Source organism: Methylobacterium sp. 285MFTsu5.1, assembly GCF_000383455.1.
Taxonomy (GTDB): Bacteria; Pseudomonadota; Alphaproteobacteria; order Rhizobiales; family Beijerinckiaceae; genus Methylobacterium.
Genome location: NZ_KB911281.1, coordinates 1 through 13,451, shown reverse-complemented (window position 1 = coordinate 13,451; position 13,451 = coordinate 1). Strand labels below are relative to the sequence as shown.

Below are 13,451 nucleotides of genomic sequence, written 5' to 3'. Positions count from 1 at the left end.
GAATCGCGCTCGGCCGTCTGCTCTGCAGGAGACACCCTTGAAGTCGATTCTCGCCTCCGGCCTGCTGGCCCTGCTGGTCGCCGCCCCGGTCGCCACCCCCGCGCTGGCCCAGACCCCACCGACCCGCGACCCGGCGCAGATCCAGGCCGGCACCTACGCGGTCGATCCCGGCCACACCCAGGTCGGCTGGCGCGTCTCCCACATGGGCTTCTCGAACTACGCCGGCGGCTTCTCGGACGTGTCCGGCACGCTGGAGCTGCAGCCGAAGAACCCGGCCGCCGCCAAGCTCTCGGTGAAGATCCCGGTCGCCTCGGTGACGACGACCAGCGCCAAGCTCACCGACGAACTCAAGGGCGACCAGTGGCTCGACGCCGCCAAGTTCCCCGACATGACCTTCGTGTCCACCAAGGTCGTGCCGGCCGGCAAGGACCACGCGAAGGTGACGGGCGACCTGACGCTCCACGGCGTGACCAAGCCGGTGACCCTCGACGTCACCCTGGTCGGCGCCGGCGTGAACCCGCTGAGCAAGAAGTACACGGTCGGCTTCGAGGCCACCGGCACGCTCAAGCGCTCCGAGTTCGGGGTGAAGACCTACGTGCCGCTGATCGGCGACGAACTGCACCTCACCATCGCGGGCGCCTTCGAGAAGCAGGACTGACCTGGGAGAATCCGCCATGGCGCGAGGGGTTTCCGCGCGGCGGTACTCCGCCGTGGCGATCCTGCTGCACTGGGCGAGCGCGCTGGGCGTGCTCGTCCTGATCGGCCTCGGCCTGACCATGACGCACGCGGCCCTGGCGCCGCTGCGCCAGTTCCAGCTCTACCAGTGGCACAAGTCGGTCGGGATCACCGTGTTGGCGCTGACGGCCCTGCGGGTCCTCTGGCGCCTGACCCACCGGCCGCCGCCGCACCCGGCCGGGATGCCGGCGCGGGAGCGCCGGGCGGCCGCGGCGGCCCATCACCTGCTGTACCTGCTGCTCGTCGGGCTGCCCCTGACCGGCTGGGCCGTGGTCTCGCTGTCGCCGTTCAACATCCCGACGGTGCTGTACGGGATCGTGCCCTGGCCGCACCTGCCGCTGGCGGCCATCGTCCCTGACCCGGGCTCCGCCGAGGCCGTCCTGAAGCGGGTCCACGCCCTGGGGGCGTGGTTCCTGGCGGCCCTTCTCGCCGTCCACGTGGCGGCGGCCCTGCGCCACCACCTCCTCCTCCGCGACGACGTGCTGCGCCGCATGCTGCCGGGGCGCCGGGCGTCGACTGCCCCCAATGTGGAGCCGACCCGATGAACGCGCGTCACCTCTGCCTGCTGGCGGTTCTCCAGGCCGTCACCTTGCCGGCCGCCGCCGCCGATTGGGCGGTGGATCCGGCCAGGAGCGCGATCCGGTTCTCCGGCGTGCAGGTCGGCGTCCCGTTCACCGGGCGGTTCGAGCGGTTCAAGGCCGACATCGATTTCGACCCCGCCAAGCCCGAGGCGGGGCGCGCGCTCGTGCTGGTCGACCTCGCCAGCGCGCGGACCGGGGACGTCCAGCGCGACGAGGCCCTGCCGCAGAAGGACTGGTTCGACGTCAGGGCGGCGAGCGAGGCGCGCTTCGAGGCGACCCGCTTCGTCGACAAGGGGCAGGGCGACTACGCGGCCGTCGGGACTCTGACGATCCGCGGCACGAGCCGGCCGGTGACGCTGCCGTTCCACCTGACCCTCGAGGGCGGCGCGGCGCACGCCGCGGGGCGCGTCGGCCTGGTCCGCACCGAGTTCGGCGTCGGGCAGGGTGCCTGGGCCTCGGGCCAGTGGGTGGCGCTCGACGTCGGGGTCGAGGTCGACATCGTCGCGACGGCGCGGCCGGCCTCCGGCCACTGAGGTTGGCTCGGGTCGGATCCTTCGGACGTCACGCACTCCGTCATCGCGAGCGCAGCGAAGCGACCCAGGGCAGCGCGCCCTCCATGAGTGTGGCGCGACTGGATCGCTTCGCTGCGCTCGCGATGACGGCGGCCGGGCGTCGGAGGCCGCCCGGTCCCGGCCCGCTACCCCGGCCGGTCCTCCGACCCGGTGCCCAGCGCCCGCTGGACCATGACGCTGTCCGACCAGTGGCCGTACTTGAAGCCCACCGCCCGCAGGTAGCCGACCCGCTCGAACCCGCAGGCCTCGTGAAGCCGCAGGGAGGCCGCGTTCTCGGCGTCGATGTAGCCGATCATCTGGCGGTAGCCGCCCGCCGCGCAGGCCTCGATCAGGGCCGGCAGCAGCCGCCGGCCGATCCCCGCGTGCAGGTGGTCGGGATGCACGTAGATCGAGTGCTTGAGGGTGTAGCGGTAGGCCGGCCGCTTCCGGAACGGCACCGCGTAGGCGTAGCCCGCCACCGCGCCGTCCCGGTCGGCCACGAGGTGCGGCAGGCGCTTCTTGCGCATGGTCTTGCGCCGCCGCTTCAGGTCGTCGGGGAGCAGCCGGTCCTCCTCGGCGACGCTGACATCGGTCACGCCCTTGCCGATATGGTGCTCGTAGATCGCCACCATCGCCTCGACATCGGCGTCCGAGGAGGCGCGGATGACGATGTCGGGGCAGGACCGGGCCGGGAGCAGGCCGGGCGTCTCGGCCTCGATCTCCATCAGGCGCCCTCCCGCGCCACGTAGGTGTGGAAGCGGATCCGCCCGTCCGGGTCGACCTCGCGGTAGACGCCCTGGATCTCGGCCTCGAAGCCCGGGAACAGGTTGGCGGACGCCTCGAACATCTTGAAATAGTCGAGCATGGGCTTGGCCCGGTCGTCCAGGCGCTCACCGGGCAGCACCGTGCCGATGCCCGGGGGGTAGACCAGCATCAGCGTGGTGGCGATCCGCCCCTCGGCCTCGGCGATCGGCACGTAGTCGACCTTGTTGCGCGTCAGCAGCTGGGCGGCCCGCTTGGGCGGCAGCACCATCTCGGGCAGGTGCTCGGGAGCGAACTGCCGCCGCTGCAGCGTCGAGGTGCCGGCCTCCCGGTGGAAGGCGTGGAACTCGCCGCAGAGGTCGCGCAGGCGCACGCCCCGGTAGCGGTTCGGCCGGCGGTTGACGAATTCCGGCATGGCCTCCTCCAGCGGGACGTTGTCGTCGTGGAGCCGCTTGAAGGCGACGAGGCCCGAGATCAGCGTGCCGGCCTTGGAGGATTCCACCCCCGGGGTCAGCAGGAAGAGCAGCGAGTTCAGGTCGTTCTTCTCGGCGACGATCCGGTTCTCACGCAGGTATTGCGCCACGATCGGCGCCGGCACGCCGTGCTGGGCGTAGGCCCCCGTGTGCCGGTCGAAGCCGGGGGTCAGCACGGTGAGCTTGTTCGGGTCGGTGATGGCGTAGCCCGGCGCCACATGGGTGAAGCCGTGCCAGCGCGCGCCCGGCTTCAGCTCCCAGTGGCGCGGCGTCGCGGCGAGCTCGTCCGTCGGCACGCTCTCCCACGGCACCTCCGCGCCGTCGACGTTCACCGTCACGTCCGGCACGAACGGGTCGAAGAACCAGCGCCGCGCGGGATCGCGCTCGTTCTCCTCGAACTCGCGCCGGATCGCCCGGACCTTCTTGCGCCACTCGATCCCGAGCCGGATCGTGTCGTCCCACAGGATCATGCCCGAGCGCCCCTTCATCATCTGGGCGCCGACGTCGAGGGAGGCGAAGAGCGGGTAGAAGGGCGAGGTCGAGGCGTGGACCAGGAAGCTCTCGTTGAGCCGCTTGTGCTCGACCCGCCGGGTCTGGCCGCGGATATGGCCGTCGCGGGTGTGGATCTGCGAGGCCTGGCTGAAGCTCGCGAGCTGCTTGTGGGTCGATTGCGTGGCGACGATGCCGGGCGAGGTCTCGTCGAGCCCGGTCAGCCCCATGGCGAAGCGCCTTGCGTAGAGCGGGTGGAACTTCATGAAGCCCGCCCAGGCCTCGTCGAACAGGATGTAGTCGCAGAGGTGGCCGATCTTCTCCAGGATCTCCTGGGCGTCGTAGATCGTGCCGTCGTAGGTGCACTGCTCGATCACCGCGACGCGGAACGGCCGCTCCTGGCGCCACGCCTCCGGGTCGGTCACCAGCGGGTTGCGGCGGATCTTCTCCCGGATCCGGGTCTCGTCCAGGGCCTCGTGGAAGATCGGCCCGATCAGCCCGTAGGCGTTGCGGTCGGTCTCCAGGAAGATCGGGATGCCGCCGCCGAGGAACAGGGCGCCGTGGTGGGCCGCCTTGTGGTTGTTGCGGTCGAACAGGACGAGGTCGTCCTCGGCCACCAGGGAGGACAGGACGATCTTGTTGGAGGCGGAGGTGCCGTTGAGGACGAAGTAGGTCTTCTCCGCCCCGAAGATCTTGGCGGCCTCCTTCTGGGCCTTCAGCGCCGGACCCTCGTGGGTCAGGAGGTCGCCGAGGTCGAGGACCGAGTTGTCGAGGTCGTCGCGGAAGATCGCCTCGCCGAGGTGCTCCACGAAGATCCGGCCGATCGGCGACCGGTTGTAGAAGATGCCGCCGTTGTGGCCCGGGCAGGTCCAGAGCTGGTTGCCCTTCTCGGCGTAGTCGACGAGCGCGCCGAAGAACGGGGTCTTGAGGGTCTCGGCGTACTGCGTGACCCGGCTGACGAGGCCGCGGGCGATGAATTCCGGCGTCTCCTCGGCGAGGAAGATGTAGCCGTCGATGAAGTCGAGGAGCTCGACCGGGATATCCTCCAGCCGCTTGCGGCGGACCATGATGACGATCGGCATCTCCAGGCCGCGCCGGCGCATCATGTCGATGAGGGCGGCGGCCTTGCCGTCGAGGCCGCGCTTGCCCCAGTCGACCACGAGGCAGCCGACCGCCGCGTCGGTCTGGACCGCGATGGCCGCGTCCTCCACCCGTCGGGCGCGCACCACCTCGAAGCCGCGCTGCTCCACGGCCGCCACGATCTGGTTGACGCGCGCGCCCTCGAGATCGTCCGGGTCGAAGGCCGGGGCGCACATCAGGACCGTGAAGCGACGGTGGAAGTCCATGGAGCCCTCTCTGGCCTCGGATGCAGCGGGTGGCTTTCCGGCCCGTCTGCGACGATTGCATGACACGGCGCGCGGCGGGCGGTCGCGGTCCGGACGAAACACCGTGAACCGGGCCGGCCACGACCGCCGCGCCGTCAGGATCGGCCGCGGGTCCCCTCTCCCGTGCGGGAGAGGGACAGGCTGAGGGGTGAGACCTCACCGGATGAGGCTCCCCCTCGAATCGCGTCGATCGGGTGCTTGATCCCGAAGCCTCTCGTCCCTCACCCCAACCCTCTCCCGCACGGGAGAGGGGGGACCATCACACCCCGCGGCGCCGCTCCCAGACGGCCGGGTTGACCAGCCCGCCCGGCCGCCGGCCGGCGAGGGCGTCGACCACGCGGGCCGCGGCGGTCTCGGCGGTGCGGATCAGGGCCGCCCCGGTGGAGCCGCCGACATGGGGCGTCAGGATCGCCCGGGGCTGGCGGGCCAGCGGGTGGTCGACCGGCAGCGGTTCCTGGGCGAAGACGTCGAGCCCGGCGCCCGCGATCGTGCCCGCCGCCAGCGCCTCCACCAGGGCCGCCTCGTCGATCAGGCCGCCGCGGCTGGTGTTGATCAGGAAGGCCTCCCGCTTCATCCGGGCGAGCTGGTCCCGGCCGATCAGGCCGCGGGTGCCCGGGGTCAGCGGCACGTGCAGGGAGACGATGTCGGACTCCGCCAGGAGCGCGTCGACCGAGGCGGCCCGCAGGGCGCCGGCATTGGCGAAGTCCGCGTCCGGGCGGCTCGGGCCGTAGGCCAGCACCCGCAGGCCCAGGGTGGCGCCGAGCCGGGCGGTCGCCTGCCCGATCGCCCCGAAGCCGACGAGGCCCAGTGTCAGGCCGGCGAGCTCGATCAGCCGGGCGGTGAACTTGAAGCTGTCGTCGCCGGCCCGGACCGAGCGGTCGGCCTCCGGCAGGGCCTTGGCCAGGGCGAAGATCAGCGCCAGCGTCTGCTCGGCCACCGAGACGGCGTTGGCGCCGGGCGTGTTCACCACCACGATCCCGGCCCCGGTCGCCTCGGCCGTGGCGACGTGGTCGGTGCCGGTGCCGTGCACCCCGATCACCCGCAGGGCCGGCGCCGCCGCGATGGCGCGGGCCGGGAAGCCGGTGTTGCGGGTGATGACGGCGACGCAGTCGGCGACCTCGCGCGCCAGCGTCTCGGGATCGGTCCCGCTCGCCGGGCGCGGCTCCAGGCCGGCCGCGCGCAACCGGTCGAGGCCCGCCGCGTGGATCGGCTGGACGATGAGGCACGGACCGGTGATCACGGGAGAAGACCTCTGCACAAGAGGAGGGGTGACAAGCACGTTTCGCGCCGGGCCCGTCTAGGCGGGGTGGGCAACCCTGGCAACCGGGCGCCCCGATCGCGGCGCCGCGGCCGCCGGTCGGCGCTCCCGCGGGCCCGTCGGGATCCGGTGGTCGCGCGGTCGAACGCCCCGGCGGCCCGACCGGCCGCGCACGATCCACGGGAAATCGCGGCCGGGTCCGACCTCGGCGGCCTCGTCCGGACCGATGATCCCGGCCGTGCGCCTCGGCCGAGCTGTGGCCCGGCCCTCCGTGAAATCGTCGCCCCGATCGCGCGAAGATGGTCGCGTCATTGATAAACACGACGTCCTGAAATACATCTATGTATATACGAAAATAAATATCGACAATGTTCGATCAGCGATGCGATCGCACTGTAGAATTGTAATTACTCCAAATGTATTTTTGACACATGTAGAGATATTTGCTGCCTTGCTCCGTGATTCGGAGCCATCGTCACGACAATGCAGTCCCACGACTTTTCAGTACCTGTTTCCGCAAGGAACCGGCGCCGGCGGCGCGCGGCCCGGCCGGTTCTCCCGATGGCTGTCCTGCTGGGCTTCGTCGGTTCCGGGCCGCACGCCGCCCGCGCCGAGGAGGCCGGGGCCGGCCGGGACGTCCAGCTCGACGAGCTGTCGGTCGCGAGCGCGGCCGCGCCGCGCGGCCCGGTCCCGGCCTATGCCGGCGGTCAGGTGGCGCAGGGCGGGCGCCTCGGCCTCCTCGGCGATACCGAGACCCAGAAGGCGCCCTTCAGCATCGCCAGCTACACCGACACGCTCATCCGAGACCGGCAGGCGCGGACGGTGTCCGAGACCCTGGTCCTCGACCCGTCGGTGCGCGCCACCCAGACCACGGGGGCGCCGTTCGACTCCTTCTCCATCCGGGGCTTCCCGTCCAACGAGAACACCAGCGGCGAGGTCGCCTTCGACGGGCTCTACGGCGTCGCCCCGAGCTTCCGCATCTTCACCGACTACGTGGAGCGCATCGAGGTTCTGAAGGGGCCGTCCGCCGCCCTCACGGGGGTGTCGCCGAACGGCGCGGTCGGCGGCGTGGTCAACATCGTCCCCAAGCGCGCCGGCGCGGACCTGACCCGCGTCACCCTGGATTACGGCTCGTCCGCCTGGGGCGGCAGCCAGGTCGACGTCGCCCGCCGCTGGGGGCCTGGGCGGGAATGGGGCGCCCGCGTCGTCGGCAGCCTGCACGGCGGTGCCACGCCCTTCGACCGCCAGACCGAGACGACCGGCGTCGGGGCCCTGGCCCTCGACTACCAGGGTGACCGGTTCCGCGCGTGGCTCTACCTGCTGGCGCAGACCGACCGCTTCAACGCGCCGCTGCGCCCGTTCCTCCTGCGGGCCGGCGTGCCCGTACCGCGGGCGCCCGACGGCCGCCTGAACCTGACCCAGCCCTGGGAATACTCGGACGTCGACGATCGCGGCGGTCTGCTGCGCACCGAGTACGACCTGACCGATCAAGTCACGCTGTTCGCGGATGTCGGCGGCGGGCAGACAGGCGTGGAGCGCTACTTCCAGTCGGCGCCGACGATCCTCAATGGCCGCGGCGACACGACCAGCACGCCGCAATTCTACGCGCTGGGCGTCGACCGGCTCACCTACGACGGTGGCGTCCGGGCCCGGTTCGAGACCGGCTTCATCTGGCACGCCCTGACCGTGCAGGGCTCCGTGTACGACGAGGCGACGGCACGGCGGTTCTCGCCCGGCCGGGGCGCCTACCTGTCGAACCTCTACGCGCCGACCCTCGTCCCGTACATCGCGCCGATCTACGGCGTCGGCCGGCCCCGCCTGTCCGACAGCACCCTGTCGGGGATCGCGGTGGCCGACACGCTGTCGGCCCTCGACGAGCGCGTCCTGCTGACGCTGGGCGTGCGCCGCCAGCGCGTGGAGGCGCACAACTACGTGTCGAATGTCGGCACGCTCACCTCGTCCTACGACAAGAGCGCCACGACCCCGATGGTCGGCCTCGTGGTGCGGCCCTGGGACTCGGTCTCGCTCTACGGCAACTATATCGAGGGCCTGAGCCGCGGCGACGTGGCCCCGGCGGTGGCGACCAATTCCGGCACGATCCTGGAGCCCTACGTGGCCAGACAGGTCGAGGCGGGCGTGAAGCTCGATCTCGGCCGGTTCGGCGCCACGCTCGGCGCCTTCCGGATCACGAAGCCCGCGGGCGAGCTCGGCCCGCAGGGGCGCTTCGCGGCGACCGCCGAGCAGCGCGTCGGCGGGCTCGAGCTGAGCCTGTTCGGCGAGATCACCCCGCAGGTACGGGTGGTCGGCGGCGTGACCCTGCTCGACGGACGCCTCGTCAGGACGGCGCTCGCCGCCAATCGCGGGAACCGGCCGATCGGCGTGCCGGAGGTCCAGGCGAGCCTGGGGGCCGAGTGGGACCTGCCCGGGTTGCCCGGCCTGACCCTCAACGGCGCGGTCATCTATACCGGGCGGCAGTTCGTCGACCTCGCGAACACCCAGGCCCTGCCGGACTGGGCCCGCCTCGACCTCGGCCTGCGCTACACGACCCGCGTCGCCGAGCGGCCGACGACCTTCCGGGCCAGCGTCCTCAACGTGACCGACGCGCGGTACTGGACCGGGGTCGCCTCGTTCGGCACCTTCTTCCAGGGCGCGCCGCGCACCTACCTCCTGTCGATGGCGGTGGATCTCTGAGCCGGACCAGTGCGGCCGCGCCGGGCCTGTCGAGCGGCGCGATGTTTCACGGGAAACATTTTCTTAACTCTGAGCGGCGACCGCGCGGGACCGGCAAGCTGTTGCACCGGCGCCGTCGCGGAGCCGAGCCGGCCGGGTTACCACCGGTTTGGCATGACGACATCGAGCTGGCGCACCCTCCGCAACGTGCAGGCCCGGAAACGGCTGGAGAAGGCCCTGCCGGCGATCTTCCCGGCACCGGTCCTGCAGCACGCCCTCGCGCGGCCCCTGATCCCGCCGACGCCGCGGCTCGCCGTCGAGAGCTACTGGCGCAACCACATCCTCCGGGCCGACCGGCTGGCCCGGGCGCTGGCGGCGCGCTCCGGCACGCCGGAGGGCTGGGCCTGGCAGATCGGGGCCGAGGGGCGGGCCGGGAGCTTCCGCACGCCGCCCGCGCCGTTCCGCGATCCGGCCTTCGCCCGCGGCCGCGGCGCCTGCTGCATCTGCGGCCAGCCGGTCTTCCGGTTCGGCTGGCACCGGGATCTCTGGGGGCGCGGCGCGCCCAACACCAATGCCGGCTGGCACGCGGCCTGTGTCGCGGCCTGGAAGTTCTGGATCGCGCCGCACGCCCAGGTCCGGGCGCTCAAGCTCCGCCAGCGCCACCGCTGCACCACCACCGGCAAGCGCCTGCTGAGGACCGCCGAGGTCGACCACCTGCTGCCGCTCTACCGGGTCTGGCGCGAGCACCGCGACGCCCCCTGGCCGGAGCTCCTCGGCTACTGGGGCGCGCCGAACCTGCGGGTGGTCAACCGCGCCGCCCATCTCGACAAGTGCCGCGACGAGGCGGCCGAGCGCTCCCGGACCGTGCAGCGCGCCCGTTTCCGGGTGGTCGAGGACGAGTCCGGGTTCAGCGTGGTCGAGGAGGAGTGACCGGCCGGCTCAGCCGTCCAGGGCCCGGAAGGCCCGCGACAGGTCGGCCAGCAGGTCGGCCTCCGCCTCCAGGCCGACCGACAGGCGCAGCAGCCCGTCGGTGATGCCCGCGATGGCGCGGGCCTCCGGGTCCATCGCCGCGTGCGTCATGGTCGGCGGATGGGCGATCAGGCTCTCGACGCCGCCGAGCGACTCGGCCAGCGTGAACACCCGCAGGGCCTCCACGAAGGTCCTCACCGCGTCGCGGCCGCCGGCCAGCTCGAAGCTCAACATCGCCCCGAAGCCCGCCTGCTGGGCCTTGGCCAGGGCGTGCCCCGGATGCGTCGGCAGGCCCGGATAGTGGACCCGCGCCACCGCCGGATGGGCGTCGAGGAAGGCCGCCAGGGCCGCGGCGTTGCGCTGCTGCTGCTCCACACGGACGAACAGGGTGCGCAGGCCCCGGAGCGTCAGGTAGGCGTCGAGGGGCGAGCCGGTGACGCCGATCGTGTTCGCCCAGGCGGCGAGGTCCTCGCCCATCGCCTTGTCGGCGGCGATCACAGCCCCGCCGATCACGTCGGAATGGCCGTTCAGGAACTTGGTGGTGGAGTGGACGACGAGATCCGCCCCGAGGGCGATCGGCTGCTGCAGGGCGGGCGACAGGAAGGTGTTGTCCACCACCGCCAGCGCGCCGGCCGCCTTCGCGTCCGCGGTGATCCGCCGGACATCGACCACGCGCATCAGCGGGTTGCTCGGGGTCTCGATCAGCACGACCTTCGGTCCCTGGGCCAGGGCCGCCGCCAGCGCGTCCGGATCGGTCTGGTCGACGAAGGCGACGCGGTAATGGCCCCGCTCCGCGCGGAAGCTGAGCAGGCGGTGCGTTCCGCCGTAGCAATCGTGCGGCGCGACCAGGAGATCGCCGGGCCGCAGGCTCGACAGGGCGAGGTCGAGGGCTGCCATGCCGCTCGCCACCAGGACGGCGCGGGCGCCGCCCTCGAGCTTGGCGATCGTGTCGGCCAGCGCGTCCCGGGTCGGGTTGCCCAGGCGCGAGTAATCGTAGGGGCCGGGCTGCTCGAAGGCCGGGAACCTGAAGGTCGTCGACAGGTGGATCGGCGCGATCACCGCACCGAAGGCCGCGTCCTGGGCCACGCCGTTGGCCGCCGCGACGGTACGCGCCGCTAATCCCTCTGACATCGCCTTGTCCTCCACGCAGAGATCGCCCGCCCCGTCCGACCGAGGCGGGCGAGCGTTCTTTATGGAGAACGGATCAGACTTTCAAGAGAACGAGAGGGTCGTCTCGGCGTCTCGGTGGTCCTCGCCGGTGTCGACCGCCAGGGCGCCATGCTGGCGAAGACCCCGTCCCGGCGGATCAGCGCGTGCAGCAGCGCCGCCGCCAGATGCGCGAGAATCAGGGCGAACAGCCCGTAGGCCAGCGCGGTGTGGAGCCGGCGCAGGGCCGCGTACAGCATCGGGTCCTGCGGCAGGATCGGCGGGAGGACGACCGAACCGGCGAGGATGACGGGGTAGCGCGCCGCCGACAGCATCGCCCAGCCGATCAGCGGCATGGCCAGCATCAGCCCGTAGAGCAGGATGTGCGAGGCGTGGGCCGCGCGCTTCTGCCAGCCCGGAAGATCGGCCGGCAGGGGCGGCGGGGCGTGGCGCCAGCGATAGGCGAGTCGGAGCCCGGCGAGGACCAGGATCAGGATCCCGAGCGGCCGGTGCAGGGCCACGAGGGCGCCGTACTCGGCGAGCGACGCCACCATGGCGACGCCGATCAGCAGCATGGCCAGGATCAGCGCCGCCATGGTCCAGTGGAGCAGGCGGGCGGGCCGGTCGAAGCGGTCGGGCTCGGTCACAGGGCGGCTCCGTGGATCGCGGCGCCGGTGACGGCACTCGGGGTCTTGGCCTCGCCGGACCGGCGGGTGACGGATCGCGCGTAGGCCGCCGACCGGGCGCTCAGCAGCGGGTCGTCGCTCGGCGCGATGCCGTCCGGCAGCACCAGCGGATCGAAGTTGACGTCGCGGCAGCTGGCGGCGGCCTCCGGCGTCGCCGCCGTGAGCGTCAGGGTGCCGACATCCACCGTCTCGCGGTCGGCCGGCCAGGGCCGCGTCGCGTCGGCGGTCGGGTCGCCGGCCTGGCCGAGCGTGACGATCAGGTGCCAGTGCCGGGGGCCCTGGGCCAGCTGCGCGGCGAGCGCGTCGAACAGGGCGTTCGCGCCGCCCGGTGCGGCCTCGGCCGCCGGCGTCGGGTCGGGGACGAGGGCCCAGCGCACCGGCCGGGCGGCGCCGTCCGCGGCGACGAACCGGAAGGCGTTGAGGCTCCAGTAGGTGCTGTCGGCGAAGCCCGCGGTCACGGTCCGCGCCCTGATCAGCGCGGCGGCCTTCGCGCTCTCCGGATGGTCCGCGAAGAAGGCCTTCAGGCGCTCCGGATCCGGCTTGCCGGTGGCCGGATCGGGCTTGGCCGCGAGGAGCTGCGCGTAGAAGGCCTCGGGTGTGCGCACCGGAAAGACCGGGATGTTGTTCATGCCGGTGCGCCACTCTTCGCCGTCCGGCAGCCCGAAGCGGAGGGCGAGGCTGCGCACGGTGGCGGCGGCGTCGGCCGCGTAGGGCTGACCGCCGGCCAGCGCCACCCGCCCCTCGACCGGCGTCACGCGTCCCGCCGCGAACACGCCCGCCTTCGAGAGGCGCGCGCCCGCGCCGCTGCCCGTGAAGCGGCCCGCGACGCACATCCCCTTGGCGTGGTTGCGCCGGAAGCCGGGATGCGGCCCGTTCACCTGCTCGAACCGGTCGATGATCCGGGCCGGCGTGAGCTGGCCGGGCGAGAGCCAGCCGCCGGCATACGCGAAGGTGCCGGCGGTCCCGGCCAGGGCCGCGCCGATGGCGGAGAGGCGCAGGAGCAGGGCAGTCCCGGTCATGCCGGGGGACGCACCCGTGAGATCGTGCAGCAGCGTCATCGAGTGCCTCGGGATCAACCGCGATCACGCCTCTTCGCGCACCCGCCGCGATGGTTTCAGGCGGTGTGGGTCGTGCGCAGCGCCGGGGGGAGCACCCGCGTCGACCGGTGGGGGTGGGGGCCGGCGAGCGGGCCGGCCGGCCGCGATCCGCGAGCCGTGCGTCCCGGTCGGGGCCGCCCCGCGCTCGGCCCCTTGCGCAAGGCGGTTCGGACCCTTAGATCCGCTTCACCGGTCACGACGGCACGCCGTCCGCCGGAACTTCCTCAGCATTACCGGCCAGCACCGATCCTTCGGGATCGCGACGCCGTCGGGCGCGAGCGCAGGCTCGACCCGGACCGGGTGCGTGAGGGAGCGTCCATCGTCCAGCGCCGCACCGAAGGGCCTCCGGGCCGTTCCGCGTCGCGCTCTGTCGACGGAGGGACTGAAATCCGGTTCGGCCGGTTCGGTTCCGTCGCCGGGGAAAAGGGTGGTTGACAGGAAAGTCCGGGGCAGCTTATACGGCGCCTCCCGACGCGGTCCGGAAGAAAAACGGGGCTGGTTGGACGGACTTACCGAGATTTAGAAAAGTAGATCTGGCGAAAGCCAAGGTACTTGACTTCTTCTCAGCCGGTAATTACGAGAGTGATTACTGATCTTTGACAAGTTGGATTGAGGAAGGGAGACGCGGGCGGCGTTTGTCCTTGCGGCT

The 13,451-nt window shown here is 72.1% G+C and carries 11 protein-coding genes; 5 read left to right on the top strand and 6 right to left on the bottom strand.

The features are described from left to right. Positions 1 to 37 precede the first annotated feature (37 nt). The 3 genes from H288_RS0117870 to H288_RS0117860 are packed head-to-tail and all read left to right on the top strand — an operon-like array spanning position 38 to position 1,849. Positions 38 to 658 carry a YceI family protein gene (locus tag H288_RS0117870; protein ID WP_020093950.1) on the top strand — a complete coding sequence of 207 codons (621 nt, stop codon included), beginning with the start codon at positions 38 to 40 and terminating at the stop codon, positions 656 to 658. 16 nt (positions 659 to 674) lie between these two features. Further along, on the top strand, positions 675 to 1,280 hold the full coding sequence (locus H288_RS0117865) for a cytochrome b (RefSeq protein ID WP_026605046.1): 606 nt from the start codon (positions 675 to 677) through the stop codon (positions 1,278 to 1,280). Then, positions 1,277 to 1,849 carry a YceI family protein gene (locus H288_RS0117860; RefSeq protein WP_020093948.1) on the top strand — a complete coding sequence of 191 codons (573 nt, stop codon included), beginning with the start codon at positions 1,277 to 1,279 and terminating at the stop codon, positions 1,847 to 1,849. The genes H288_RS0117865 and H288_RS0117860 overlap by 4 nt, the downstream gene beginning before the upstream one ends. A gap of 164 nt (positions 1,850 to 2,013) precedes the next feature. Here the strand turns inward: H288_RS0117860 and H288_RS0117855 are convergent, their stop codons facing one another. The 3 genes from H288_RS0117855 to H288_RS0117845 all read right to left on the bottom strand — a co-directional run bounded on the left by H288_RS0117855 (position 2,014) and on the right by H288_RS0117845 (position 6,216). After that, the gene (locus tag H288_RS0117855; protein ID WP_020093947.1) at positions 2,014 to 2,592 is read right to left on the bottom strand and encodes a GNAT family N-acetyltransferase; all 579 of its coding nucleotides are present in this window, start codon (positions 2,590 to 2,592) and stop codon (positions 2,014 to 2,016) included. After that, positions 2,592 to 4,937, bottom strand: coding sequence for an Orn/Lys/Arg decarboxylase N-terminal domain-containing protein (locus tag H288_RS0117850; RefSeq protein WP_020093946.1), 2,346 nt, complete (start codon positions 4,935 to 4,937; stop codon positions 2,592 to 2,594). The genes H288_RS0117855 and H288_RS0117850 overlap by 1 nt, the downstream gene beginning before the upstream one ends. Before the next feature lie 298 nt (positions 4,938 to 5,235). Beyond that, entirely contained in the window at positions 5,236 to 6,216 is a 981-nt protein-coding gene (locus tag H288_RS0117845; RefSeq protein ID WP_020093945.1) for a hydroxyacid dehydrogenase, read from the bottom strand. Positions 6,217 to 6,795: 579 nt separating this feature from the next. On the opposite strand from H288_RS0117845, the gene H288_RS0117840 reads away from it, so the two are divergent. Together H288_RS0117840 and H288_RS0117835 are read left to right on the top strand one after the other, a co-directional pair. Next, a complete protein-coding gene (locus H288_RS0117840) occupies positions 6,796 to 8,925 on the top strand; it encodes a TonB-dependent receptor (RefSeq protein WP_020093944.1) in 2,130 nt (709 codons plus the stop codon). A 153-nt stretch (positions 8,926 to 9,078) separates the two neighbouring features. Next, entirely contained in the window at positions 9,079 to 9,834 is a 756-nt protein-coding gene (locus H288_RS0117835; RefSeq protein ID WP_020093943.1) for a hypothetical protein, read from the top strand. Between the two features lie 9 nt (positions 9,835 to 9,843). On the opposite strand, the gene metB is transcribed toward H288_RS0117835, so the two are convergent. The 3 genes from metB to H288_RS0117820 are packed head-to-tail and all read right to left on the bottom strand — an operon-like array spanning position 9,844 to position 12,763. Continuing rightward, positions 9,844 to 11,004: a cystathionine gamma-synthase gene (gene metB, locus H288_RS0117830; protein WP_026605045.1), complete on the bottom strand. Its 1,161-nt coding sequence runs from the start codon at positions 11,002 to 11,004 to the stop codon at positions 9,844 to 9,846. A 59-nt stretch (positions 11,005 to 11,063) separates the two neighbouring features. Continuing rightward, positions 11,064 to 11,666: a cytochrome b/b6 domain-containing protein gene (locus H288_RS0117825; protein WP_020093941.1), complete on the bottom strand. Its 603-nt coding sequence runs from the start codon at positions 11,664 to 11,666 to the stop codon at positions 11,064 to 11,066. After that, positions 11,663 to 12,763 (bottom strand): catalase family peroxidase, encoded by a 1,101-nt coding sequence (locus H288_RS0117820; RefSeq protein ID WP_020093940.1) that lies wholly within the window; start codon positions 12,761 to 12,763, stop codon positions 11,663 to 11,665. The genes H288_RS0117825 and H288_RS0117820 overlap by 4 nt, the downstream gene beginning before the upstream one ends. Positions 12,764 to 13,451 lie beyond the last annotated feature (688 nt).

Coding starts and splice junctions, on each gene's coding strand:
- H288_RS0117865 (WP_026605046.1), top strand. CDS start 675: ATGGCGCGAGGGGTTTCCGCGCGGCGGTACTCCGCCGTGGCGATCCTG.
- H288_RS0117860 (WP_020093948.1), top strand. CDS start 1,277: ATGAACGCGCGTCACCTCTGCCTGCTGGCGGTTCTCCAGGCCGTCACC.
- H288_RS0117855 (WP_020093947.1), bottom strand. CDS start 2,592: ATGGAGATCGAGGCCGAGACGCCCGGCCTGCTCCCGGCCCGGTCCTGC.
- H288_RS0117850 (WP_020093946.1), bottom strand. CDS start 4,937: ATGGACTTCCACCGTCGCTTCACGGTCCTGATGTGCGCCCCGGCCTTC.
- H288_RS0117840 (WP_020093944.1), top strand. CDS start 6,796: ATGGCTGTCCTGCTGGGCTTCGTCGGTTCCGGGCCGCACGCCGCCCGC.
- H288_RS0117835 (WP_020093943.1), top strand. CDS start 9,079: ATGACGACATCGAGCTGGCGCACCCTCCGCAACGTGCAGGCCCGGAAA.
- metB (WP_026605045.1), bottom strand. CDS start 11,004: ATGTCAGAGGGATTAGCGGCGCGTACCGTCGCGGCGGCCAACGGCGTG.
- H288_RS0117820 (WP_020093940.1), bottom strand. CDS start 12,763: ATGACGCTGCTGCACGATCTCACGGGTGCGTCCCCCGGCATGACCGGG.